Annotated in this window: 23 protein-coding genes; 15 read left to right on the forward strand and 8 right to left on the reverse strand. The window is 42.5% G+C overall.

Features of this window, described 5'->3' with window-relative positions; all coding sequences use genetic code 11:
* Window positions 1-6: 6 nt before the first annotated feature.
* The 3 genes from GDK41_RS04035 to tsaD all read left to right on the forward strand — a co-directional run bounded on the left by GDK41_RS04035 (window position 7) and on the right by tsaD (window position 2,014).
* Window positions 7-339, forward strand: a complete 333-nt coding sequence (locus GDK41_RS04035) for a putative signal transducing protein (RefSeq protein WP_152085202.1) — start codon at window positions 7-9, stop codon at window positions 337-339.
* A complete protein-coding gene (locus GDK41_RS04040; RefSeq protein WP_152085203.1) occupies window positions 323-913 on the forward strand; it encodes a YjaG family protein in 591 nt (196 codons plus the stop codon). The genes GDK41_RS04035 and GDK41_RS04040 overlap by 17 nt, the downstream gene beginning before the upstream one ends.
* Window positions 914-1,000: 87 nt before the next feature.
* Window positions 1,001-2,014 carry a tRNA (adenosine(37)-N6)-threonylcarbamoyltransferase complex transferase subunit TsaD gene (gene tsaD / locus GDK41_RS04045; protein WP_152085204.1) on the forward strand — a complete coding sequence of 338 codons (1,014 nt, stop codon included), beginning with the start codon at window positions 1,001-1,003 and terminating at the stop codon, window positions 2,012-2,014.
* Here the strand turns inward: tsaD and plsY are convergent.
* Window positions 2,011-2,598 (reverse strand): glycerol-3-phosphate 1-O-acyltransferase PlsY, encoded by a 588-nt coding sequence (gene plsY, locus GDK41_RS04050; RefSeq protein WP_152085205.1) that lies wholly within the window; start codon window positions 2,596-2,598, stop codon window positions 2,011-2,013. The genes tsaD and plsY overlap by 4 nt on opposite strands.
* A gap of 115 nt (window positions 2,599-2,713) precedes the next feature.
* Between plsY and folB the strand changes: the two genes are divergently transcribed.
* The 4 genes from folB to GDK41_RS04070 all read left to right on the forward strand — a co-directional run bounded on the left by folB (window position 2,714) and on the right by GDK41_RS04070 (window position 5,015).
* The gene (gene folB, locus GDK41_RS04055; protein ID WP_152085206.1) at window positions 2,714-3,067 is read left to right on the forward strand and encodes a dihydroneopterin aldolase; all 354 of its coding nucleotides are present in this window, start codon (window positions 2,714-2,716) and stop codon (window positions 3,065-3,067) included.
* 2 nt (window positions 3,068-3,069) lie between these two features.
* Window positions 3,070-3,558: a 2-amino-4-hydroxy-6-hydroxymethyldihydropteridine diphosphokinase gene (gene folK, locus GDK41_RS04060; protein ID WP_152085207.1), complete on the forward strand. Its 489-nt coding sequence runs from the start codon at window positions 3,070-3,072 to the stop codon at window positions 3,556-3,558.
* Complete coding sequence (locus tag GDK41_RS04065) at window positions 3,555-4,358, forward strand: undecaprenyl-diphosphate phosphatase (RefSeq protein WP_152085208.1); 804 nt, start codon at window positions 3,555-3,557, stop codon at window positions 4,356-4,358. The genes folK and GDK41_RS04065 overlap by 4 nt, the downstream gene beginning before the upstream one ends.
* A gap of 231 nt (window positions 4,359-4,589) precedes the next feature.
* Window positions 4,590-5,015, forward strand: a complete 426-nt coding sequence (locus tag GDK41_RS04070) for a DUF2141 domain-containing protein (protein ID WP_152085209.1) — start codon at window positions 4,590-4,592, stop codon at window positions 5,013-5,015.
* A gap of 65 nt (window positions 5,016-5,080) precedes the next feature.
* Here GDK41_RS04070 and GDK41_RS04075 read toward each other — a convergent pair whose 3' ends face one another.
* The gene (locus tag GDK41_RS04075) at window positions 5,081-6,184 is read right to left on the reverse strand and encodes a tRNA nucleotidyltransferase (protein ID WP_152085210.1); all 1,104 of its coding nucleotides are present in this window, start codon (window positions 6,182-6,184) and stop codon (window positions 5,081-5,083) included.
* 103 nt (window positions 6,185-6,287) lie between these two features.
* Here GDK41_RS04075 and GDK41_RS04080 point away from each other — a divergent pair, with 103 nt between their 5' ends.
* The gene (locus GDK41_RS04080; RefSeq protein WP_152085211.1) at window positions 6,288-7,202 is read left to right on the forward strand and encodes an ExeA family protein; all 915 of its coding nucleotides are present in this window, start codon (window positions 6,288-6,290) and stop codon (window positions 7,200-7,202) included.
* 9 nt (window positions 7,203-7,211) lie between these two features.
* Window positions 7,212-8,213, forward strand: a complete 1,002-nt coding sequence (locus GDK41_RS04085; protein WP_152085212.1) for a general secretion pathway protein GspB — start codon at window positions 7,212-7,214, stop codon at window positions 8,211-8,213.
* Window positions 8,214-8,215: 2 nt separating this feature from the next.
* Here the strand turns inward: GDK41_RS04085 and GDK41_RS04090 are convergent, their stop codons facing one another.
* Both GDK41_RS04090 and putA read right to left on the reverse strand, forming a co-directional pair.
* The gene (locus GDK41_RS04090) at window positions 8,216-9,454 is read right to left on the reverse strand and encodes an HD-GYP domain-containing protein (protein ID WP_152085213.1); all 1,239 of its coding nucleotides are present in this window, start codon (window positions 9,452-9,454) and stop codon (window positions 8,216-8,218) included.
* Window positions 9,455-9,603: 149 nt separating this feature from the next.
* Window positions 9,604-13,407: a bifunctional proline dehydrogenase/L-glutamate gamma-semialdehyde dehydrogenase PutA gene (gene putA, locus GDK41_RS04095; protein ID WP_152085214.1), complete on the reverse strand. Its 3,804-nt coding sequence runs from the start codon at window positions 13,405-13,407 to the stop codon at window positions 9,604-9,606.
* Window positions 13,408-13,697: 290 nt separating this feature from the next.
* Here putA and GDK41_RS04100 point away from each other — a divergent pair, with 290 nt between their 5' ends.
* Window positions 13,698-14,183: a winged helix-turn-helix transcriptional regulator gene (locus tag GDK41_RS04100; protein WP_152085215.1), complete on the forward strand. Its 486-nt coding sequence runs from the start codon at window positions 13,698-13,700 to the stop codon at window positions 14,181-14,183.
* A gap of 35 nt (window positions 14,184-14,218) precedes the next feature.
* Here the strand turns inward: GDK41_RS04100 and GDK41_RS04105 are convergent, their stop codons facing one another.
* The gene (locus GDK41_RS04105) at window positions 14,219-14,851 is read right to left on the reverse strand and encodes a TIGR04211 family SH3 domain-containing protein (RefSeq protein ID WP_152085216.1); all 633 of its coding nucleotides are present in this window, start codon (window positions 14,849-14,851) and stop codon (window positions 14,219-14,221) included.
* Between the two features lie 165 nt (window positions 14,852-15,016).
* Between GDK41_RS04105 and GDK41_RS04110 the strand changes: the two genes are divergently transcribed.
* From GDK41_RS04110 to GDK41_RS04120, 3 genes are all read left to right on the forward strand, one after another.
* A complete protein-coding gene (locus GDK41_RS04110; RefSeq protein ID WP_152085217.1) occupies window positions 15,017-16,537 on the forward strand; it encodes a CYTH and CHAD domain-containing protein in 1,521 nt (506 codons plus the stop codon).
* A gap of 38 nt (window positions 16,538-16,575) precedes the next feature.
* Entirely contained in the window at window positions 16,576-17,214 is a 639-nt protein-coding gene (locus GDK41_RS04115) for an START domain-containing protein (RefSeq protein ID WP_172971544.1), read from the forward strand.
* Between the two features lie 112 nt (window positions 17,215-17,326).
* On the forward strand, window positions 17,327-18,241 hold the full coding sequence (locus GDK41_RS04120; protein WP_152085219.1) for a DMT family transporter: 915 nt from the start codon (window positions 17,327-17,329) through the stop codon (window positions 18,239-18,241).
* Between the two features lie 21 nt (window positions 18,242-18,262).
* On the opposite strand, the gene GDK41_RS04125 is transcribed toward GDK41_RS04120, so the two are convergent.
* Window positions 18,263-19,093 carry a sterol desaturase family protein gene (locus tag GDK41_RS04125; RefSeq protein WP_152085220.1) on the reverse strand — a complete coding sequence of 277 codons (831 nt, stop codon included), beginning with the start codon at window positions 19,091-19,093 and terminating at the stop codon, window positions 18,263-18,265.
* Entirely contained in the window at window positions 19,083-19,490 is a 408-nt protein-coding gene (locus tag GDK41_RS04130; RefSeq protein ID WP_152085221.1) for a hypothetical protein, read from the reverse strand. The genes GDK41_RS04125 and GDK41_RS04130 overlap by 11 nt, the downstream gene beginning before the upstream one ends.
* A gap of 94 nt (window positions 19,491-19,584) precedes the next feature.
* Here GDK41_RS04130 and GDK41_RS04135 point away from each other — a divergent pair, with 94 nt between their 5' ends.
* Window positions 19,585-20,529 (forward strand): AraC family transcriptional regulator, encoded by a 945-nt coding sequence (locus GDK41_RS04135; protein ID WP_152085222.1) that lies wholly within the window; start codon window positions 19,585-19,587, stop codon window positions 20,527-20,529.
* Between the two features lie 45 nt (window positions 20,530-20,574).
* On the opposite strand, the gene metK is transcribed toward GDK41_RS04135, so the two are convergent.
* Complete coding sequence (gene metK / locus GDK41_RS04140) at window positions 20,575-21,726, reverse strand: methionine adenosyltransferase (RefSeq protein ID WP_152085223.1); 1,152 nt, start codon at window positions 21,724-21,726, stop codon at window positions 20,575-20,577.
* A 268-nt stretch (window positions 21,727-21,994) separates the two neighbouring features.
* Between metK and tkt the strand changes: the two genes are divergently transcribed.
* Window positions 21,995-23,986: a transketolase gene (tkt, locus tag GDK41_RS04145; RefSeq protein WP_152085224.1), complete on the forward strand. Its 1,992-nt coding sequence runs from the start codon at window positions 21,995-21,997 to the stop codon at window positions 23,984-23,986.
* The last annotated feature ends 35 nt before the right edge of the window (window positions 23,987-24,021 follow it).

A 24,021-nucleotide genomic window follows, 5' to 3' on the forward strand; every position in this document is an offset into this window, starting at 1 on the left:
CTTATTATGACAGATAATAGCTTTAAGTGGCGATGTGTATTTACCACAGAAAACTTGCTAGAAGCACATATTGTGCAAGGCTTGTTATCACAGGCACATATCGAAACTCGCATTAGTGGTGAGCCGTTAGCTGGCGGAATTGGTGAGATCCCAGCAGAGCAAGCTAGATTGAGTTTACTTGTTTACGAGATAAAAGAGCGCGCAGCACAAAAAATATTGGTAGACTACGCGAAAAAGCAACCTAGCTCAGACTGGCGTTGTAACAATTGTACAGAAATTAATGGACCAGCTTTTCAATATTGCTGGCAATGTGGAAAACATAATGACAAAAGCGAATAACTTTCAGAGGATTAGAGAGCTTAATTATTTACAACAAGCTGTTCTGGCCGCTGCAATTCTTGAAAGAATGTTGCCCAATTACGGATTGTTTAGTGAAGCAACGCAGTTTGGCGATGAATCTGTGCTTCGTAATGCATTAAATGTATGTTGGGAAAAAATCCTGCTCCCAAAAAGTAAAATTAGCTTTGAGAAACAAATTGAAAAAGTTGAGCCAAACGTACCAGAGTTAGCGCAATTTGATATGTTTGGTACATACCCTGCTATTGATGCTGCGACAGCATTATTGGGGCTGATGAACGGCTTAATGACAAAAGATGAGCAGGAATTTGTCAGCATTGCAAAAATATCTCAAGCAACAGTTGCACGTTATGTTGAGTTTTTACTAGAGAATGAAGAAATAGAACCTGATAATAAGTCAGTTCGTGAGCATCCTCTGATGCAGTATGAAATTGAAGTTCTATCAGAACTTATCGACTTTGTGCAAAACATGGGTCGTATTGAAGCTGATAACGTAAAAGCATTGAAGCAACAAGCTTTGGCTGATGGCCAAACGAATATAGGCTTAGCTATTTAACTTGATAGTGGGGCTTTTACTTGCCCATTAAAAGCCTCTAAAGGTAAAATACCCGCCTTTTGAATCACCTATTTTGGGAGTGAGTGCGTGCGAATTTTAGGCATAGAATCATCGTGTGACGAAACCGGTATCGCTATTTATGACGATGAGCAAGGCCTGCTAGCTCATCAGCTATATAGTCAAGTTAAAGTGCATGCTGATTACGGTGGAGTTGTGCCAGAGTTAGCATCTCGTGACCATGTGCGCAAAACTATACCTTTAATTGAAGCTGCATTTGAGCAAGCAGGATGTGGTCCAGAGTCATTAGATGGTGTTGCTTATACGGCAGGACCTGGGCTTGTTGGTGCTTTGCTGGTAGGAACATCAATTGGACGTTCATTGGCTTTTGGTTGGAATATTCCAGCTGTAGCAGTTCATCATATGGAAGGGCATTTGCTAGCGCCGATGCTTGAAGAAGACCGTCCAGACTTTCCTTTTGTCGCGCTGCTCGTATCGGGTGGTCATACCATGATGGTTAAAGTAGAAGGAATAGGTCAGTATGAAGTATTGGGTGAATCTGTAGATGACGCTGCCGGAGAAGCGTTTGATAAAACAGCTAAATTGCTGGGTTTAGATTACCCAGGTGGTCCGTTACTTGCTAAAATGGCGCAACAAGGTGTTGCTGAACGCTTTGTTTTTCCAAGACCTATGACCGACAGACCGGGTTTAGATTTTAGCTTTAGTGGCTTAAAAACGGCAGCAGCAAATACCATACGCGCAGCGGGAGATGACCCGCAAACTAAAGCGGATATTGCACACGCGTTTCAAACTGCGGTTATTGATACTTTAGCAATTAAGTGTAAACGTGCGCTAAAACAAACCAAAATAAAACGTTTAGTAATTGCTGGCGGCGTGAGTGCTAATACTGAGTTGCGAGCCAAATTGGAGCGGGTAATGCAAGGTATGCAGGGCAAAGTATATTATCCTCGCACTGAGTTTTGTACAGATAACGGTGCTATGATTGCTTTTGCGGGTATGCAGCGTTTAAAAGCGCAACAATACGCTCCTCTTGATATGAAGACGCAGCCACGCTGGCCACTGGATAGCCTAAAGCCAATCTAGCGGTTTTTATTCCCTACCTTAGGCTCTTTACCTTTGAGGAGCCTTTTAATATTTTCTCGATGCCTGAAAATTATTAGCACAGTCAAAAAGCTCACTGGTAGCGTATAGATAGGTTTAATCCACCAAGTATATAACGGTGCGAGACTCACCGCCGTAATTGCGGCAAGTGATGAATAGCGAGTAAGCCAAAGTACGAGCAACCAGGTGCTGATCAATAACCCTCCTAACGACAAACCAATAGGTAACAACGCCCCAAATGCTGTTGCAACCGCTTTACCGCCATTAAAATGGAAGAAAATAGGGTAGATGTGTCCTAAGCATGCTGCTACGGCCACTGCACCTAGCCAGATTGGCTCAATTTGCAGAAAATATGCACCCCAAACAGGGATGGTGCCTTTGAGTATATCAAACACTAAAACCAATATAGCGGGTAGTTTTCCACCTAAACGCAGTACATTAGTAGCTCCCGGGTTTTGAGAGCCAGAGAAGCGGGGATCGGGTAAAGCAAACACTCTACAGACTAAAACTGCAGAGGAGATTGAGCCAACTAAGTATGCGCAGAGACAGATTAAACTAACTAACACGTGTTTCCTTATTTTGTCTTGTGGCGTTTTCGGCTATGATCGGCGCTTCAATGCCGACGGTCGGTTACTCAACCGCCTGTCAAGCGAGCTGTGTTAAGTAACTAGTGGAGTATCAATGGATAAGGTTTATATATCACAACTACACGTCGAAACTATAATAGGAGTTTACGACTTTGAAAAGGAAAGTAAACAAAGCTTATACTTTGACATTGATATGTTGACCGATATTTCGGCTGCAGCACAGACTGACGATATTAACCTAGCAGTTGATTATGCGAAAGTGAGTGAGCGTGTTATTGCGCACACCACAGCCAAACCTGTTGAGCTATTAGAAACATTATTAGAACAGCTTGCAGCGTTGATACTTGGAGAGTTTAATGTTGAGCAAGTCACTATTAGAGTCAGTAAACCTGCTGCGGTTAGAGAGGCGCAAACAGTAGGTGTTGAGATCACCAGAGCGAAGCGTTAATTATGGCAAAAATATTCATTAGCCTTGGCTCGAATGTTAATCGTGAACACAATTTGCGAGCCGGTTTTAACGCGCTTATCAAGTATTTCCCTAATTATCAGCATTCAAATATCTACGAAAGTGAAGCTGTCGGGTTTGACGGTAACAATTTTTATAACTCAGTGCTAGGTGCAACAACAGACCTGTCATTGTCAGAAGTATGTCGTTTGTTAAAGCAAATAGAGCTTGAAAATGGTCGAACTCGTAACGATAAAAAATTTAGCCCACGGACGTTAGATTTAGATTTATTATTTTATGACGATGTTATCTGTGAACAACCCGCTCAGTTACCACGTGATGAAATTACGAAAAATGCCTTTGTACTATTACCTTTGTACGAGATTGCACCTGATCATATTCATCCTGTGTGTAATCGAAGCATATCGAGTATTTGGAGCGCTTATAATAATCCGCAACAAAAACTATGGAAAGTGGAGTTCTTTTTATCATGAGTATTATTGAAATCATTGTTTTAGCCTTGGTACAAGGGTTAACTGAGTTTTTGCCTATTTCTAGCTCTGCACATTTAATTTTACCGTCTCAAATACTAGGGTGGGTTGATCAAGGCACGGCATTTGATGTGGCAGTGCATGTTGGTACTTTACTTGCGGTTGTTATCTATTTTCGTAAAGAAGTGGGTGATATTTTGGGAGCGTGGTTTAAGTCTTTTGGCCAACAAGGCAAAACCGATGACAGCCAACTTGGCTGGTGGATAATTATCGCGACGTTGCCATCGTTGGTGATAGGTTATTTGGTCAAAGATTATGTTGAAGTCTATTCCCGAAATGCTTGGATCATAGCAACAACAACGGTGGTATTTGGTGTATTGCTTTGGTATGCAGACGCGAAGGCCAAGCAAATGAAAACAATATACCAAATCAACTGGCTAAGTGCTTTGTTGATTGGTTTATCTCAAGTTGTAGCGATGGTTTTTCCGGGTACATCTCGTTCTGGGATCACGATGACAGTTGGCTTGTTGTTGGGGTTGAACAAACAAAGTGCTGCACGCTTTTCGTTTTTGATGTCGATCCCGGTCATTGCAGCGGCAGGTTCTTACTACATTTATAAATTATCTAGCAGTGACGAAGTGATAAATTGGAATGCAATTTTGTTGGGTGCCGTTTTGTCTTTTTTGGCAGCCTATGTGTGTATTCACTTTTTCTTAAAAGTTATTGAGAGAATGGGAATGTTCCCATTTGTCGTATACCGATTATTACTCGGCGCTGGATTGTTCGCTTTTTTACTTTGGTAGTTGTTCATACAGGGCACCAGTAGCCACTCGGTGCTCTGTTTTCCGCACATGGTTTCATTCAAGCTCAGGCTGTGTTGCTCAATTTAATGGCTTGCCTCTCGTCTTACCGCTTTTATCTCAATATGTTACCTATGATGACATTTGTCATTGCTGCTTATGACATTTCACACAGGGAATGTGTAAATGCTTTTCGTATGATTGTTATTAATCCAACAAGAGAGGTGAGCAATTATGAAAGCGTTAGGTAATGTAACAAAGTTATTGATCTGTGTGGCAATATTGAATGTCGGTCATGTGGCAGCAAAAGATCTTACCGTCACAGTTTCAGGAATAAATGAGATAAAAGGAGCAGTCAATGTTGCTGTGTATAACTCAGCACAAAGCTTGAAAAGGTACCAAGCTTGGCGCACTATGACCATCCCAGCAACTGCTCGCAGTGTCTCTGTTGTTTTGCCGGATGTTCCCGACGGAGAGTATGGTTTTATGGTTTATCATGATGTTGATAGTAATGGTAAGTTGGGAAGAAATTTCATTGGTATCCCAAATGAGCCTTATGGTTTTAGTAATGATCCGCGCCTTATGGGGCCTCCTAACTTTGAGCAGTTGGCGATAAAAGTGACGCAGAATCGCACTAATGTGGCACTGACCTTGCGCTAAAGAAGGCTTTTTATTGGTTAGTGAAAAGTATGCTTGTGGTCTTACAAACATACTTTTTACCGACACTAAAGCTGCGCCTGTATTGCTTGTTGACGAGCCTGACCTAGCTGTTCTTTAATTTGCGCCCCTTTGTAGCCTTGCGCGATAATGCTTTGTACATCAACAGCGATGGCATTTTGTGCCGCTTTTTTGAGCGTGTTAACCGCTTCTAAATCATTTGGTTTGTCTGCTTGTATGGCGTCACAAAATATCTCAAAACGCTCTGGCCTGCGCCAAATATCAAGGGCATTAAACAGTTTTAAGATGACAGTGGCACTGAGTGGTTGAGCGTCAAATAGAGCGCGATATTGGCAAAAATCTCTAGCGCACAATGCGTATTTATTGGGAACTTTTAGCGTTTGCTCGATGTTGTGTAAGTCTTCCAATTGGCACGGTGCTAACCATAAACAAAACTGGATCAGTTTAAAGTTATAGTTATCTTTAGACAGCTGACTAACTTTGTCATTAAGTGAGGTACTTAGTGAGCCATGCCACTTTTTAAACATAGGAAATACCCGTTCTAGTGCCCCGATACTTTTTAATACATCACTAAATGTGGCGATACAGCCATCCGCCAAGCTTTTTTCAACTTCCATCCAAATGCGTTCTTTGGTTAAGGTAAATAGTTCTCCTTTTTGTACCATTTCGCTCATTAACTTTAGCGTTTCAGGTGCAATAGTAAAACCGAGGTAATGGTAACGAGCTGCAAAACGAGCAACACGTAATATCCGCAGAGGATCTTCGCTAAAAGCTGGGCTAACATGACGAAGTAGTCTGTTTTTTATGTCTTGTTGGCCATTGAATGGGTCAATGAGCTCACCTTGTTCGTTTTTGGCGATGGCGTTAATTGTAAGGTCTCGACGATATAAATCTTGCTCTAAAGAAATATCCGGTGAAAAGTCACAAATAAAACCGCCATAACCTTGGCCTTGTTTGCGCTCTGTTCTGGCGAGTGCATACTCAGCTTTGCTTGTTGGGTGCAAAAATACCGGAAAATCTTTGCCAACTTGCGTGTAGCCCAGTGAAAGCATTTGTTCAATGGTGGCACCTACGACCACATAGTCTTTGTCAATAACAGGGCGATTTAGCAGTTCATCTCTGACTGCGCCGCCAACTAAGTACACTTGCATAACATCCTCAACAAAACAATTTACGCAAAATTAGAAACAAGGTTTTAACTTATCGAGTTTTTTTGCCATTATAGGCACCATCATAACAATAAAGAGACGTATCGTGTATTTACGCTATTTTGGACTGAGCGAAAAACCGTTTTCTATTGCTCCCAACCCTGAGTATTTATTTTTAAGTGACAGACATAAAGAGGCTTTAGCCCATTTAACTTATGGACTTGGTGATGCTGGCGGCTTTGTATTGTTAACAGGAGAAGTGGGGACTGGGAAAACGACTGTGACTCGCAGTATGTTAGCTCAGTTGCCAGAGTCTACGCAGGTTGCGTTTATTTTGAACCCTGCATTGTCTGAGGTTGAATTACTTGCGAGCATTTGTGATGAATTAAAAATTGCTTATCCGAGTGAGCAGGCCAGTTTGAAAGTGTTAACAGATTTGATAAAAGCACGTTTGCTCGAGAACCATGCGGCGGGTGGGCATACCATGTTGATCATTGATGAGGCTCAGCACTTGGCGGCAGAAGTCCTCGAGCAACTTCGCCTTTTAACTAATTTAGAAACTGATCACAAGAAGTTGTTGCAAATTGTATTAGTCGGTCAGCCTGAGTTACAGCACTTATTACAGCGAAATGAATTACGCCAACTTGCTCAGCGAATAACCGCACGCTATCACTTGTTGCCATTAACAGAGTCTCAAGTTTATGCGTATATTCAGCATAGACTGCAAAAAGCTGGCTGCGATAGCATGTTGTTTAACCACGATGCGATTGCTTATATGCACAAAGTTACAGCAGGTATCCCTAGGTTATTAAACTTATTGGCAGATCGTAGTTTGCTAGGTGCTTACTCTGCGCAACAACAGAGTATTGATAAAAAAATTGTAGTGCAAGCAGCTAAAGAGGCACTGCCATTGAATTTGGTTCCTAAGCAATCAGGAGCAAAAAAGTCTAACGTGTGGTGGGTTTCATCAGCAGCATTTGCCAGTTTTATTTTTGGCTTTGCACTTTCATTTGTTTTTTAGTGGTGAGTTATGTCGTATTTAGTTAATGCATTGAAACAAGCGCAGCAGTCTGCTCACAGTGAGCAAGATCACTTGGCTTATCAACACCAAAAACAACTCAAGCTGTATCGGCTTGCGACGCTAGGGTTAGCAAGCGTGGTTTTAATTGGAGGGTTCACTTTTGCCGGTTTTGTGACTGGTAACTATCTACAAGCATCCATGACCCAACCTATAAAAACTAAACAACAGCAAACAGTTCAACAAACCGCTGAGTTAGTAAAAGAAAATGACAATGCTGTAGTAGAGCAGGTTAACAAGACAAACTTGTCAACGGCAAAACCGCAGCAGCAAGCGGCAATGCAACTATCCGCAGTGCCTGTTAATACGGTAGCTCAACAGCCACAGCTTTCTAACAATATGATGAATGGGATGCAATACCAATGGATGTCAGTACAAGTTGGCTTTGATGCTAACGGACAAGCTTTATACCGACAGCAATTGGTACCAGTAGCAAATGGGCAGGTGATGAATGTGGTGCAAACACAGCAACAGCCAATGTCGCAACCATTTGTACAACCTCAAAATAGTCAACAAATGCCGCAGGAAGACTTAAGTCAATATCGCGTGCTTGGTAAACCTTTAGCCAAGCCTGCTAAAGACGATAAAGAGCAAGAAGATTCGGCACTTGCTGGCGTCTCTGATGAGCTCAAAGAAGCCTTTGCACAAGCCGTTGCGCAAACTGAAACGCAACCTACTCACCATGTTACAGCGAGTAGCCGAGATTCAGCTCGTGCTACACCGATTGAACTATTACCTAATGCGCTGCAAAACAGTTTACCACCTCTGCGTTATCAAGCTCATATCTATGCCACAGACGCCGACAAGCGTTGGATAAAGCTAAATAATCGCGAACTCTATGAGGGGGATAGCATTGGTGCATTACAACTTGTTGAGATCACACCGGAACAAGCACTATTTAACTATGATGGTTATGAGTTTAGTATGAAAGCGATGCAAGATTGGCTGCCATAATATTATGGCAGCATAGAGTGTTTGAAGAACTTTAATAAGTTGAGATTAAACTCTTCAGGCTTTATCGCCGCTTCAATTTCATCATTGGCTCGTTTGCTTGATAAGTCGATGTCTTTCACTTCGCTATAGTGCATATGTTTGGCGTGGTAAAATATTTTCACTACAGGTTGCAGCGGCGTTTGCGGATTACTCTGGCTAATAACGCCGACCCGCTGACTTTTTAGCTTCACTAAAGTCCCTACAGGATAAACTCCGATACAGTGAATAAAGGCATTGAGCAAAATGCTGTCATATTGATGTGGCGCATGCTCTCGTAATATTTTAAAGGCTACGACAGGCGTTTTACTACTTTTATACACTCTGTCAGCTGTAATGGCATCATAGCTGTCGACAATAGCAGCCATGCGTACATATTGTGATAACTCGTCGCTCTTTTTCCCATAGGGGTAGCCGCTGCCATCTAAGCGTTCATGATGAAAACCCGCTATTTCAGTGGCTATGTCACCTAAGTTGGCATTTTTGACCACTTCATAACTGTAACGTGCATGCTGTTTCATAATGTCATATTCTTCATCACTGAGTGCACCTGGCTTGTTGAGAATGTCGTCGGGGATATGAATCTTGCCAATGTCATGCAGTAATGCCCCAGTGGTAACTTGTTCTATGATCTCTCTTTCTAAAGACAAATGTTTGGCAAAAATGCCCATTAGAATAGCGACGTTAACAGAGTGCTCGAGCAAGTAAGCATCCTTGTCTTTGATTTGTGCGATGCAAGCCAAGGCATCTTGATTTCTAAATATTGAGTCGATCAAACCACTGGCGGTCTCTTGAAAAGGGGTCAGATCCAGCTGTTTGCCGTTCTTTAAATCATCAAAGGTTTTTTGTTGTAGCTCTTTGGCTTGTTGGTAAAGTAGATTCGCTTTATCGAGCTCGCTTTCAATAGAAGCTGATTTATGAAATGGGTCGTGTTTTTTTTGTGCCGTTGTTGCTTTTGCGTCTACTTTGATATTTGAAGTGTTTTTTTCTTGCTGCTTATCAGCATTGCTAGGTGTACTTGTGGTTGGTTGCAGCGTTTTGTCTGGATCAATTTCTACCGCCATCACACCCGCTTTTATTAGGTTATCAATGCCTCCTTGAGTTTTCACCCAGCCTTGGTTTTTCACTTTGACATGACCCGTTTGTTTTGTCACACCAACCACAAACATTCCTGGTTTTAGCTCACTGATGTCAATTGTCTTCACTCTATATACCTAAATTCACATTGTTACTATAAAGGTTAGCAAAGGATCACTTAAAATGAATCAGAACAGGCACAAATTCTAAGATTTCATAGTACTACGCAATAAAAAAGCCAGCAAAAGCTGGCTTTTCAAAACGTTATTTTACCTATTTACTCTTCATCTTCCACAAGAGTCATTAGCGATGTATTACCACCAGATGCAGTGGTATCAATACTAATCGTTTTCTCTGTGATCAGGCGGTTGATCAGCGTGTCGTAGTATTCTGCGCTTATTACTGGCAAGATAGCACCAGAGCGTGCGGCAAGCTGTTGACTAAAGTAGCCAAGCCTTGATGAGCGAGCGGCAACAACTGCACCTGATAGGTGAGGATGCGCCAAGATTGCTTGTAGTTGGTTTGGCTTAGCTACTTGGAATACACCTTCGGCAATTCCGGTCGAGATAAACTTATCTCTAAAAGCTTGCGCTTCTTCATAGAACAACTCAGATGCTACTGTAATGACAGTATTACCAGCAGCAAGCGCTGTGATAATAGAAATTGCCCAGAAGTTAAATGAGGTACTCTTATCGGCATAGCATACAACACAGCCACGAGGCTCAAGGTGTAAGGTATTAGACTCACCCGTTGGACCCGGTAGTGTGGTGTAAGAGCGCATACGCTTTTCAAGGCGATTTAATTGTGCGCGGGCATCGGCCAGTGTTTTCGCTAAGTCATCAGCGAGGTCATCAATGATCTCAACGGTTGCAACTTTCGCGAGTAGCTGACGGACAGAAGAAACACGGTCATTGAGTGGTGTATTACGCCAGATCTTCTCATCGCGCATAGAGTTACGCATAAGTTGATCAACTTGCTCAGCAGCGCCCGGAAAATCGTGCGTTTCTAACTGATCAGCAGTCAAGTTGGTCATTTGTACGTTCTCTGGAGAGGCTTTTTCTTTTACCAAACGGTACAAGTAATTTGGACCACCTGCTTTTGGACCCGTACCTGATAAACCACGACCACCAAATGGTTGCACACCAACAATTGCACCAATCATGTTACGATTTACATACACGTTACCAGCACGCGACATTTTCGCTAGGTATTGGCAGCGCTCCTCAATACGTGAATGAACACCCATGGTTAGGCCATAGCCTGTGCCGTTAATTTGATCGATCACTTTGTCTAAGTCTTCCGCTTTGTAACGGACAACATGCACGATAGGACCAAATACTTCACGTTTAAGTACAGATAAATCTGCAATTTCATATAAACGTGGTGCAAAGAAGTAAGCGCCATTTTCGTTATTATCTGGGATCTTAGATTCAAACAGTAATTTACCATTACTCTTTAAGTACTCAACATGCGCAGTGAGCGTGTTCAGTGCTTTTTCATCAATCACTGGGCCTACATCTGTAGACAATAACGAAGGGTCGCCAACATGTAACTCTTGCAGCGCACCTTTTAGCATCGTGATGATGCCATCAGCAACATCGTCTTGTAAGAACAATACGCGAAGCGCTGAACAACGTTGACCGGCACTTTGGAAACCTGATGAAATAACATCGTCTACTACTTGCTCCGGAAGTGCTGTTGAGTCAACGATCATACAGTTTTGGCCACCTGTTTCGGCAATCAAAGGTACTTGAATGTCGTTACGCTCTGCAAGAATTTGAGAAATCAAAGTACCTGTTTCTGTTGAACCTGTGAACATTACAGCTGATATACGCTCATCTGGCACTATGTGTTTGCCAACTTCACTGCCTCTAGCGATGACTGGCTGAACCACATGCTCAGGTAAACCAACAGTGTGCATGAGCTCAATACAACGCAGTGCGATATAGCTTGTTTGTTCTGCAGGCTTGGCTATTACGGTGTTACCGGTAACGATTGCTGCAGCAACTTGACCCAAGAAAATTGCAAGTGGGAAGTTCCAAGGGCTGATACACAAAATAACGCCGCGTGCTTCAAAGCGCTCATCTTGCGCAAGTTCCTCAGCTCGGGCCGCGTAGTAACGACAAAAGTCAACGGCTTCGCGTACTTCATCAATACTGTCTTGAGTAACCTTACCCGCTTCTTTGATACAAATAGCAACAAGTTCGTCGTGGTGACGCTCTAGAATGTCACCAACGCGGCGAAGTAAGTCAGCACGCTCTTTCACAGGAGTTTGTGACCAACTCTCAAATGCCTTATCGGCATTTTCTAGCATAGACTGCATTTCGTCACTTTGGTGAACACGAACCTGACCGACAACCTCTTTATGGTTTGCAGGGTTACGCACCGCCAGGTGACCTTCTTTCACTTGGCTTTCATCAATTAAGTGTTCGTTAAACCAGTTATCTAGGTTTTCTTTAAACGGGGTGAGTGCGTTGATGTCAGTGAGATCCATTCCCTTTGAGTTAGGACGCTCATCACCGTAAAGCTCAATTGGTAACTTAATTTGTTTATTAAACTTGTTACGTAAACCTTGTAGCGTTTCAACTGGATCTGGTAACAGTGACTCTACAGGCTTTGTCGTATCTACAATGGCGTTTACAAACGATGAGTTTGCGCCGTTTTCTAATAGACGACGCACAAGATATGCAAGTAAGTCTTCATGTTGACCAACCGGAGCATAAACACGGCATTGGATCTTTTCTTTTTCAACTATTTGGTCGAATAGCGACTCACCCATTCCATGTAGGCGTTGGAATTCAAAACCTTGGTTGTCACCTTTGGCTACTTCCAGAATAGTTGCTGCTGTGTAGGCATTGTGTGTTGCAAATTGTGGGAAGAGTACATCACGTGCCTCTAACAATTTAATCGCACATGCCTTGTAAGATACGTCTGTAGTTGCCTTACGTGTAAATACAGGGAAGTGATTTAAACCATCTTGTTGTGTGGTTTTAATTTCGGTATCCCAGTAAGCACCTTTAACAAGGCGAACCATCAACTTGCGTCCAACGCGTCGAGCTAGCTCTGATAGCCACTCGACCACAAAAATAGCGCGCTTTTGGTAAGCTTGAACGGCTAAACCAAAGCCTTGCCAATCGCCTAGGTCATCATCTGAGAACACGGCTTCAATGATATCTAGCGAGATATCTAAGCGGTCAGCTTCTTCAGCGTCTACTGTAAAACCAATGTCGTATTTTTTTGCAACCAACGCTAACTCTTTTAGCTTTGGAACGATCTCTTCCATCACGCGGTCGCGGTGGCTAAATTCATAACGAGGGTGAATAGCTGATAACTTTACTGATATACCAGGGCTTTTGATTGGACCACGACCATTAGCCGCTTTACCAATTGCATGGATTGCAGTCATGTAGCTATTGAAATAGCGTTCTGCATCGGCCATGGTGCGGGCACCTTCACCTAGCATATCGTACGAGTAAACGTAACCTTTTTTCTCTTTCTCAGCGGCGCGCTCGATGGCTTCATCAATATTTTGACCCATTACGAACTGCTTACCCATGATCTTCATTGCAAAGTTCACAGATTTACGGATCACAGGTTCACCTAAGCGACCGATGGTCTTTTTCAGAACACCAAATTGCTGCTCTTTATTTTTATCTGTGTAGTTAACCATTTTGCCGGTTACTAATAGACCCCAGCTTGATGCATTGACGAATAAAGAGTCGCTGCTGCCCAAGTGAGAACTCCAGTCACCATTCGCTAATTTGTCACGGATAAGGTTATCTTGTGTTTCTTTATCTGGAACGCGTAATAATGCTTCAGCTAAACACATCAGTACAACGCCTTCTTCTGTCGAAAGCGAAAATTCGTTTAATAGGGCGTCAACACCATTTTGGCCATCTTGGTCTTTACGAATATTTAAAACCAATTGACGTGCACGTTCCCATGCTCGGCTTCTAGCCGTAACGCCAACTTCAGCAAGCGGCAAAATATGATCGATAACTTCATTTTCATCAATGCGGTAGAAGTCACGGATTTTTTGTCGGATAGGACAGTTAGTTGTCAAATCGCCGTTATAAAGCATAAGCAACCCTCAATAAGAGTAGAGTCAAAAATACATGTAATTATCGCCTACACCCTTGGTATTCGTGTAGGAGGCATAAGGCCTTCTTTCAATTACGACAAATTAAATGCAGTGTGTTTAACCACCATATCATAATGATTTGAGTGTTTAAAATAGCATCACTACGCATTCGGTTTAATATCAATTTTCGGGAGCATTCTATCCAAAATACAGCAGTATATGCTGTCTTATTTTTTCCGATTACGGTAAATTAGCGGGAGATTATGAACTCTCACAGAATAAAATGCTGAATGACTACTTCAATTAAAACTCGTGTACTTGATCGCATTGATTTAGCTATTTTAGATGTATTACAGAAAAATGGCCGAATTTCGAATGTAAACTTAGCAAAAGCCGTCAACTTAAGCCCAAGTCCATGCCTCGATAGAGTAAAAAAGCTGGAGTCTGAGGGTTATATTGAGGGGTATACTGCACGTTTAAATCCGATGAAGTTAGGTCAACATCTAGTTGCACATATTGAAATCACCCTTAAAAGCTCAACAGAATCGGTGTTTGAGACGTTCAAAAAACACATTCTGGCATTACCTAATGTGGTTTCATGCGATATGGTGGCGGGTGGGTTTGACTATTTGTTGAAGATTCGTGTGCAAGATATGCGACAGTACAGAGAAGTATTGGGGCAGGTGGTAGAGATACCCGGTGTAGGAACGAATCATACCTATATGGTGATAGAGCATATTAAATCAGACATGGGTGTTGAAGTATTAAATTTATAAAAAAGGCCGCAATTGTGGCCCTTTTTACTTGGTACTTACCAACCATCATAACGTTTGCGACGAGATAGTAGCAAGGTTAGTATCACGCCAAACAATAAGCCACTTAAAGCCACGCCACCGCCATAAGTAAGCATTAAATGTTGCTCTTTTTGTTTTTTAGCTGCACTTGCCTGCTGTTGCTCGTTTAGACTCGTTTGTAGTTCTGTAATAGTCTGTTGCAGGCTTTGGTTCTCAGCACGTAAGTCGTTATTTGCTTGCTGGAGCGTGGGTAATTCACTACGCATTGAGTCTATTTCAGTTTGACTGCTTTGCAGTGCTTCACTGACTTGCTGGAGCTGTTGATTCAGTCCCGGCTGGGTGGTGACAAACTTGGCTTCAACCCAAGCTTCTCGTCCTTTATCATCAATAATTTGAATAAAGTCTTCTTGTATTTCTGAGATGATAGAAATTGGGGTACCTGCATCAACAGAGCCGAGAATTCGGTAATTTTTGCCGGGTCCTGCATGCATGTAAATGAACAGGTTATCAATAATATAACCGGTGTTCTCTGATTGTTCATTAGACTGAGAAGCTACTGCAGAGCTTTGTTCATTATCCAATTCTGTTTCGGCCACAGCGAACTGTGAGCACAGGACAAGCAGTGTTGGCAAAACAATTCTGTTTAACATAGGGTGAACCAAGTTTTTGATAATTTTTAGAAATAGTATGGATTTAACTGAGTAATAGCAAGTTAAGCCGAAAACTTAACTGATCTTAGAGTAAAAAGTTTGCAAACCGACGTATCATTGTATATTTTGAGCGTTCGATAACAATATAGGTATTAGCTTGCCAAAATGGACACTGAGATAGAACTGAAGTTTTTACTTTCAGACAATGAAGTTCCTCTTATCCCTGGACTTATCACGCAGTTTGCTAAAACAGTAGTAAATAAGCCTGCAAAAAACCTTCAAAATGCATACTTTGATACCCCGAGCCGAGAACTTAGAGCTTTAGACATAGGTTTGCGCACGCGTTGTTGTGATGATGAATGCGAGCAAACCATCAAGCTTGCAGGGGAAGTTGTAGGAGGATTGCATCAACGTCCAGAGTTTAACTTGCCAACTGAATCCGGTCGGCCAAATTTATTGGCCTTTGATGCGAGTATTTGGCCACACGGTATGCAAGTTGACGCTATCAACGAAAATTTATTCCCGATCTTCAGTACGAACTTCATCCGTCGCACTTGGTTAATTGAAACCGAGCAAGGCAGTAAAATCGAAGTTGTTTTAGACAAGGGCGAAATAGTTGCACAAGGGCAAGTGGAAGCGATCTCTGAGTTAGAGATAGAACTCGTCGAAGGTCAGCGCAGTGACTTATTTTTGCTAGCCGATCACTTGATTAACCTCTCTGGGATGCGATTAGGTTTGTACTCGAAGGCCGCTAGAGGCTATCGACTTGCAGATTCACAACCCTTGAAGCCAAATAAGTTTATTGGTTTTGTGCCTCTGCAATTAGGGATCACACAAGAGCAAGCGTTTATAGCCACAATTAATTATAGTATCCAATTTGTGCAAAAACATGAGCAGTGTTACTTCGACAAGCCAAGCTTGAAAACACTCAAGCGTGTGATCGATGGCATTACGCTTATTCGTCATAGCTTTAGGCTATTCTGCGCGATTGTAGATAAGTCATCCACTGAACATTTGCGTTCAGAGCTTAAGTGGTTGCTTAGTGAACTTGAGTGGGTTGAAAATGCTATTCATTTAAAAACATATACATCTAAGCGACATGCGTATTACAAGAAAATCAATAATGCGCCAGAACTCGCTCAAGTGATCGATGATCTCAAAGATGTTCAACCTACGCCAACCGACATCGAAGATTTATTTCATTGTGCTCGCTATAACCGATTGATTTTGTCTTTGACTCGATGGCTAGTTGACAAAGGGTGGCGACAGAACTGGGATCAGAGCGCACTGAATGCAGCACAAATGCCTTTGAGTGATGTTGCTCGTCAACTATTTGATAGAGACTGGGAAGAGCTTCACCAGTTGCTTCCTGAAGGCAAAGTGTTGACAAAAGAAGACTATTTACAATTGAAGTCGAGGTTAGAAAATACGTTATTAAATGGTAACTGCCTAGGTGCCCTTTATGATAAAGAGGCAAGGCAAGAGTTTAGAACTCCATGGATAGATATCGTATATGGCATTTACGAATTAGATACGCTGGCTTACTTGATGCAGCTTTGTCAGGGACAAGACTCTGAAGGGCTCGCCGATATTCAATCTTGGTTGCAAGCCAAGGCTGAGTTTTTGGTTGGCGCAATGGAGCAAAGTCGCAGTGCCTCTTTTAAAAGCTTTCCGTACTGGCGTTAAAGAGGATGTTTAGGCTCGTTGTTGCTTTTGGGGTGGCAATGAGCATTGCACCAAGTGTTGCTTCGCAATGGCAAACATGGCGAGAAACGGCCAATATAAAGATAGCTACTTTACCTCATAGCAGCGGGATAAATTACATTGACGTTGAGGCATTTTTTGCGGGTGTGACTGTGAATGCATTACTTAATGTCATGAGTGATACAAAAAGTGCACCCAAATGGCTCAGTAGCAGCAAAAGCGTAAAAGTGATTGCCCGTCCAACACCAGCAGAGGCTGTGGTTTATACATATTTTGATTCGCCCTGGCCTGTGAGTGATAGAGATATGCTCACTCATTCATGTTTGTCGCAATTGGGTGGCAGTCAGTATCGCTTAGATATTTTAAGTACCACGGCTTATGAAACACCGCAGAGTAGAGCATTGCGTATAACGCCGGTGAGAGGCTTTTGGCTCTTGACGCAAACACGTAAAGGCTTGCAAATAAAGCATCGAATATATGCAGATCCAAATGGGGCGCTACCTATCTGGTTAGTCAACAATACAGCCCTTAATAATATCTTCAAAAGCTTTAAATCGCTTGAAAAAATACTAAAAACACCAAAATACCACAATACAAAAAGCGCGTTTTCGGCGGGAGACTGCTCTGCCTTTGAGGCGTTGCATGTTGTATCACCATAGCTAAAGTTAGAAGAAAAAACTAAAACACTTTTCCTAATAGAAATTAGCTGTATGATTAGCAGCACTTCATTTTTGTGTTTTTTCAAACCGTTCTTTGCTTTTAAGGGATCGCATGACAACCTATGTTGAAACAGAGCGAGCTTCGGATTCGCCGTTGATCATTTCGCTAATATTAGCCATGTTGCTGTGGGGAGCAAGCTGGATATCTGGCAAGTTAATCGCAGATCTTGCGCCAGCGCCTGTAACCGTTTTTTATCGTTTAGCCATGGCAACTTTAGGTATGTTACCGATTCTATTGTTGGTGCATCGTTTTAAGGTTGTAACATTACGCTTTTCGAGAAAAGCGTTACTTTGGTCACTACCAGCTGGTGTGATCTTAGCATTGTATAATCAGTTGTTTTTTTTAGGCCTTCACGATGGGTTACCCGGTAAAGGTGGTATGTTGGTCACGACCACAAATCCAGTATTTACTTTCATATTAGCGACGATCCTTTTTAAACAAACGATAGCGAAGCGCCAGGCATTAGGGTTGGTATTAGGGCTCACCGGCGGACTGTTTATGATACAGGTTTGGCAGTTCGATTATGCTCAGCTAATGGCCACCGGTAATGCCTATTTCATCATGGCCTCTTTAACATGGGCAGTACTCACTTTGGTGAGCCAACAAGGCACGCGCTTTGCCGACTTTTTGCTATTTAGTACCTTGATGTATGCTTGTGCCACAGTTGTTAGTTATGGCTTTGCCTATGAACACTCTCCACTGAGTACGATGAATCAGTATTCGAGTTTTTACTGGCAGCACATGGTGTTTTTATCGGTCGTGGTTGTTAGTATTGCTACTAGCTTATTCTTTTTAGCTAATCAGCAGTTAGGCTCCAGTCGTTCAAGTTCTTTTATATTTGTGGTACCAGCCTCTGCAATGGGACTTTCTGCTTGGTATTTCTCTGAGCCTTTGTCAGTGCCAGTAGCTTGTGGCGCGCTTTTAGCGTTGTGTGCCGTATACTTGATCAATAATAAGCGTTCATAAAGTAATGTATAATGACGGTTGTTAACGAAAGTCTAGTTGCTTTAACTTTTCGGGTTTATCTATGAGTAGAAGCAACTTTTTTTTCCAAGATTCTTGCCTTTTTAAATTTTGAAATAAGATTGTCCAAGGGGTCAATAAAACATCTGCAAATGAAACAGCATAGGTTCTTTGAGCTACGCCATACTTAGGCGCGTTACCATTAATTGGCTCTACAAATGTACCGAATAATTTATCCCAGATTATCAACACTCCCGCATAGTTTTTATCTATGTAATGGACGTTGCGAGCATGATGCAAGCAGTGGTGTGCTGGCGTATTAAAAAGCATACCAAACCACTTGAGTGTAGGAGCTTGCTCTGTATGAACAAAGAATTGATAGGCCAAGTTTATGGCGACGATGGTAAAAACAAGCTTAGGTGGATAACCTAAAATAACCAGTGGTAGCCAAAATAGCCACATACCAACGACAGGATAAAAAAGGCTTTGTCGCATGGCTGTTGAAAAATTCATGTTTACAGAGCTGTGATGAACAATGTGCGCACACCATAACCAATTACAGCGATGACTAGCACGATGAAACCAATAATAGCAAAAGTCCTGAAGTACAAATGCTAAGGTTATTGTCAGTACGTTGAGCTCGACAGATAACAGCGAAAAGTGAACGTGTAACCAATGAAAAAAAGGCATAAGCAGTAGTAGGGCAAGCAAATCGCTTATTTGGTGAGATAATGCCAGCCCGGCGTTTAGGATGAACTCTTTTAAGTTATAACTGCTTTTGGCGCGTTTGTATTCGAATAGCATTGCTAAGCCGAATAATGGACTGAGTGCCAGTAAAATAAACTCAACGTTCATGATATATCTTCCTTAATCTGCGCGCTGCCAAGCTAAAATCCACAAGTAGCACTACTTTGAGCAACCAACTGGGTATCCACGTGTTGCTATGGCCAAAAATTTGATAATGCACCTGTAAATTAGTTGCTGTTGTAGTAAGCGTAATTTCGCCACGGTGATGTTTAATCGGGCCAGAGCCTTGTATGCGATAGCATAAAGATTGCGGTGATTGCTGCGTGATAACCTCAATAAATTGATGACCTCGCATTGTAACGTGGCGTCTGCGAAGTCCTTCTTGTGCGGGCAACTCATTAAACTGTGCTTTAAAAATACGCCTAAGCTGGGCGCAATCTGTTAAAACTTCGAGTGTAAAACCACATGATTTTGGCAGTGAAATTAATAAATTGAGTAATTGCATAGGTTTTGTGTAAGGGCACTTTTAAACTAGCATATCGTTTAATAGCGCGGCATACTTGGCCATATGAGTCATTATTTTGTCTTTTCGCGCCATTATGTTCGATATCTGTCCGCAATATTGCCAAGCGTTGGCCGAGTATTTACCTCGCGAAAGTGCCGGTTTGAGTCGCATTCCCATGCAGCATTATTTTGCAGCGCTCGAACAGGGTGCAAAGTTAAATCAAGATCCACTTTGGGGGTTTGAACTAGGCAAACAAATAAATAGTGCACAATATGGCTTGTTGGGGTATCTGGCTGAATCATCAGCCACGTTGCAGCAGGCTTTAGATGCTTTGTTGGCTTTTGACAAAACGGTTGCTGACATTGGCATTTGCCAGTTTGTTGCTCAGAAAAAGGTGGCCAGTATTACTTGGCAGCCTTATGAAAATAATCAGCATGCTATTTTACGTAACATGACTGCTTGGGTGGCGATGGTTAGGCATATGACGGGTCAGGAATTGTCACCTTGTCGTGTTGAGTTCAATCTTGTATTGACGGACAGTCAAAGAGCAAGGTTGCACGATTGGTATGGCTGTGAAGTGATAGCTAACGCCATTAGCAACACCATTCATTTTACTGCTCAGCTGTTAAATATGCCCATATTAACGCGTAATGAGTTAGTCAATGCTAATTTATATCCTGCAATTCGGGATCTGCAAAGAGCGTACGAGAGTGACCAAAGCTGGTTTGCCAAGTTACAGCCAAGTTTACATCGCTGTGATCTGCAGGATATGTCTTTGTCTAGGCTTGCTCAGTTATTAGGTACTTCTACTCGTACGTTACAAAGACAGCTTAAGCGTCATGGCGTGAGCTTTTCTCAGTTGCTTGAGCAAGAACGAAAAAGACGCTTTACACAGTTCTGTCAAGTCTTGCATAAACATGCATTGAGTGAATTATTAGGATATGCAGAGCAAGCGTCTTTAAACCGTGCGGTGAAGCGCTGGTATGGGGTATCGCCAAGCGAATATGTTCGCCAGCGAAAAAATAAAGAAGGACATTAAAAAAGGTGCACTCGGCACCTTTTTATATATTTAAAGCGTATCGGCTTACAGACCTGCAGATGCCTTTAAAGCTTCAGCTTTGTCTGTTTTTTCCCAAGGGAATTCATCACGACCGAAGTGACCGTATGCAGCTGTAGGCTGATAAATTGGACGCTCAAGGTCAAGCATAGTTAAGATGCCGTATGGACGTAGGTCGAAGTGCTCACGAATGATTTCGATTAAACGTGCTTCTTCTAACTTACCTGTGCCAAATGTTTCAACGCTGATTGATGTAGGCTCTGCAACACCGATTGCGTAAGATACTTGGATCTCACACTTATCAGCAAGGCCAGCCGCAACAATATTCTTAGCAACATAACGTGCTGCATAAGCTGCTGAACGGTCAACTTTTGAAGGATCTTTACCAGAGAATGCGCCACCACCGTGACGTGCCATACCACCGTAGGTATCAACGATGATTTTACGACCAGTTAGACCACAGTCACCCATAGGACCACCGATCACAAAACGCCCAGTTGGGTTGATGAAGAATTTAGTGGCTGAAGTTACAAGCTCAGCTGGTAGTACAGGCTTGATGATAGTTTCCATCACAGCTTCTACTAAATCATCTTGTGAAATAGTGTCACAGTGCTGAGTTGATAATACAACTGCATCGATACCAACTGCTTTACCATTTTCATAAGCAAAGGTAACCTGAGATTTAGCATCAGGGCGTAACCAAGCTAGTTCACCACTTTTACGAACCTCAGCTTGACGCTGAACTAAACGGTGTGAATAGGTAATTGGTGCAGGCATTAAAACGTCTGTTTCGTTACAAGCGTAACCAAACATTAGACCTTGGTCACCAGCGCCTTGATCTTCAGGACGTGCACGGTCAACGCCTTGGTTGATGTCTGGAGATTGCTTACCTATGGTATTTAAGATTGCACATGAATCAGCATCAAAACCCATATCTGAGTGTGTATAACCGATTTCGCGTACAGTTTTACGTGTTAATTCTTCGATATCTACCCATGCGCTGGTAGTAACTTCACCACCAACCATAACCATACCGGTTTTTACGTAAGTTTCACACGCAACACGTGCTTTTGGATCTTGCTCTAAAATTGCATCTAGTACCGCATCAGAGATCTGATCGGCGATTTTATCCGGATGACCTTCAGAAACAGATTCAGAAGTAAATAAATGTTTTGCCATTATATTTATGCTCACAAATATTGCGCTTCACAAACTACGGAACAGCGCTAAAAAATTAAGAGGCGTATTTTAACGAAAAGTAAAGCATATGCATAGTTTTTTTACGCCTAGACGTCTAAATTAGTTGGAATGTGTTGGAAGGCCCGAAAAACTTGGCTTTAAGCGAGCTTTTCGGTCATTTATCATTGCAGTTTAGAGCAAAAATAAGTAAGAATGGGCACTTTCAAGACCCGCGCAAAAAATAAATGATTACAAGGTAGGAGAATTCATGCCATCTCGCAAAGAACTTGCTAATGCAATCCGTGTTCTGTCAATGGATGCGGTTCAAAAGGCCAAATCTGGTCACCCTGGAGCCCCTATGGGCATGGCGGACATCGCTGAAGTGCTTTGGCGCGATTATCTAAAGCATAACCCAAGTAACCCACAATGGGCTGACAGAGATCGCTTTGTACTGTCAAATGGCCATGGCTCAATGCTCATTTATTCTTTGCTACATCTAAGTGGTTATGATTTATCCATTGATGATTTGAAAAACTTTCGTCAAATGCATTCCAAAACGCCTGGCCACCCAGAATATGGCTATGCTCCTGGCATCGAAACGACCACAGGCCCTCTAGGCCAAGGTATCACTAACGCCGTAGGTATGGCGATTGCCGAGAAATCTCTTGCCGCACAGTTCAACCGGGGTGAGCACAATATTGTTGATCACTACACTTATACATTTTTAGGTGACGGCTGTTTAATGGAAGGGATCTCTCATGAAGCTTGTTCTTTAGCGGGGACGCTTGGTCTAGGCAAGCTTATTGCGTTTTGGGACGACAATGGAATTTCTATTGATGGTGAAGTGGAAGGCTGGTTTAGCGATGATACACCAAAACGCTTTGAGTCATACGGCTGGCATGTAATTGCAGATGTTGACGGCCATGATAGTGAAGCGATTAAAGCGGCGATTGAAGCGGCAAGAGCAGAATCAGACAAACCAACTTTAATTTGTTGTAAAACGGTTATTGGCTATGGTTCTCCAAATAAATCTGGTAGCCATGATTGTCATGGTGCACCGTTAGGTGATGATGAAATTAAAGCTGCACGTGAGTTTTTAGGTTGGCAGCATGACGCGTTTGAAGTGCCAGAAGACATTTATGCTAAGTGGGATGCAACTGCGCGAGGCCAGCAGCAGCAAAGTGAGTGGACGATTAAGTTTACTGAGTATCAAATAGAATACCCAGAGCTTGCAGCTGAGTTTGAGCGTCGCATGAACGGTGATTTACCGGCAAATTGGCAAGCGCATACTGAAGCTTACATCGCACAATTACAAGCGAACCCAGCGAATCCAGCGACACGTAAAGCGTCTCAAAATGCGCTGAATGCTTATGGACCTATCTTGCCAGAATTTATGGGCGGCTCTGCGGACTTAGCAGGCTCAAACTTAACATTGTGGGATGGGTCTAAAGGCCTAACGGCAGAAGACGCATCAGGTAATTATATCTTCTACGGTGTACGTGAGTTTGGTATGTCGGCCATTATGAATGGTATTGCCCTTCATAAAGGGTTTGTGCCTTACGGCGCGACGTTCTTGATGTTTATGGAATATGCGCGTAATGCTGTGCGTATGGCTGCACTAATGAAGCAACCTAGTATTTTTGTCTACACGCATGACTCAATTGGTCTTGGTGAAGATGGTCCAACGCACCAGCCGGTTGAACAAATTGCAAGCATGCGTTTAACACCAAACTTAGTGAACTGGCGTCCATGTGACCAAGTAGAGTCTGCGGTTGCTTGGCAACAAGCGATTGAGCGTAAAGATGGGCCAACATCTTTGATCTTCACTCGTCAAGGGTTAGAGCAACAAGCTCGTGATGATCAGCAAGTGCAGGCAATCAAAAAAGGTGGCTATGTACTAAGCTGTGATGGCAACCCAGATCTGATCCTTATTGCAACCGGCTCTGAAGTGCAATTGGCTGTTGATGCTGCAACTCAATTACGAGAGTCAGGCAAAAAGGTACGTGTTGTATCCATGCCGTCGACGGATGTATTCGACGCACAGTCAGCTGATTATAAAGAAAGTGTGTTACCAAGCTCGGTAACGCGCCGAGTTGCTGTTGAAGCAGGTATTGAAGACTACTGGTACAAATATGTAGGCCTAAATGGTGCGGTAGTAGGTATGAGTACTTTTGGCGAATCGGCACCTGCTAACGAGCTATTTGCGCACTTTGGTTTTACGGTTGAAAACGTAGTTGCTAAAGCAAACAACTTGTTTTAATTAGCTAATTTAAAGAAAAGAGCCCGCAGTTAGCG

Source organism: Pseudoalteromonas sp. A25, assembly GCF_009176705.1.
GTDB lineage: Bacteria > Pseudomonadota > Gammaproteobacteria > Enterobacterales > Alteromonadaceae > Pseudoalteromonas.

Excerpts from the sequence above, each read along its gene's own strand:
- putA (WP_152085214.1), bottom strand. The coding sequence starts at position 13,407 with ATGCTTTATAACGGCGATTTGACAACTAACTGTCCTATCCGACAAAAA.
- GDK41_RS04085 (WP_152085212.1), top strand. The coding sequence starts at position 7,212 with ATGTCGTATTTAGTTAATGCATTGAAACAAGCGCAGCAGTCTGCTCAC.
- GDK41_RS04120 (WP_152085219.1), top strand. The coding sequence starts at position 17,327 with ATGACAACCTATGTTGAAACAGAGCGAGCTTCGGATTCGCCGTTGATC.
- GDK41_RS04035 (WP_152085202.1), top strand. The coding sequence starts at position 7 with ATGACAGATAATAGCTTTAAGTGGCGATGTGTATTTACCACAGAAAAC.
- GDK41_RS04130 (WP_152085221.1), bottom strand. The coding sequence starts at position 19,490 with ATGCAATTACTCAATTTATTAATTTCACTGCCAAAATCATGTGGTTTT.
- GDK41_RS04070 (WP_152085209.1), top strand. The coding sequence starts at position 4,590 with ATGAAAGCGTTAGGTAATGTAACAAAGTTATTGATCTGTGTGGCAATA.
- folK (WP_152085207.1), top strand. The coding sequence starts at position 3,070 with ATGGCAAAAATATTCATTAGCCTTGGCTCGAATGTTAATCGTGAACAC.
- GDK41_RS04040 (WP_152085203.1), top strand. The coding sequence starts at position 323 with ATGACAAAAGCGAATAACTTTCAGAGGATTAGAGAGCTTAATTATTTA.
- metK (WP_152085223.1), bottom strand. The coding sequence starts at position 21,726 with ATGGCAAAACATTTATTTACTTCTGAATCTGTTTCTGAAGGTCATCCG.
- GDK41_RS04115 (WP_172971544.1), top strand. The coding sequence starts at position 16,576 with ATGAGCATTGCACCAAGTGTTGCTTCGCAATGGCAAACATGGCGAGAA.
- GDK41_RS04110 (WP_152085217.1), top strand. The coding sequence starts at position 15,017 with ATGGACACTGAGATAGAACTGAAGTTTTTACTTTCAGACAATGAAGTT.
- tkt (WP_152085224.1), top strand. The coding sequence starts at position 21,995 with ATGCCATCTCGCAAAGAACTTGCTAATGCAATCCGTGTTCTGTCAATG.
- folB (WP_152085206.1), top strand. The coding sequence starts at position 2,714 with ATGGATAAGGTTTATATATCACAACTACACGTCGAAACTATAATAGGA.
- GDK41_RS04105 (WP_152085216.1), bottom strand. The coding sequence starts at position 14,851 with ATGTTAAACAGAATTGTTTTGCCAACACTGCTTGTCCTGTGCTCACAG.
- GDK41_RS04125 (WP_152085220.1), bottom strand. The coding sequence starts at position 19,093 with ATGAACGTTGAGTTTATTTTACTGGCACTCAGTCCATTATTCGGCTTA.
- GDK41_RS04135 (WP_152085222.1), top strand. The coding sequence starts at position 19,585 with ATGTTCGATATCTGTCCGCAATATTGCCAAGCGTTGGCCGAGTATTTA.
- GDK41_RS04100 (WP_152085215.1), top strand. The coding sequence starts at position 13,698 with ATGACTACTTCAATTAAAACTCGTGTACTTGATCGCATTGATTTAGCT.
- GDK41_RS04065 (WP_152085208.1), top strand. The coding sequence starts at position 3,555 with ATGAGTATTATTGAAATCATTGTTTTAGCCTTGGTACAAGGGTTAACT.
- GDK41_RS04075 (WP_152085210.1), bottom strand. The coding sequence starts at position 6,184 with ATGCAAGTGTACTTAGTTGGCGGCGCAGTCAGAGATGAACTGCTAAAT.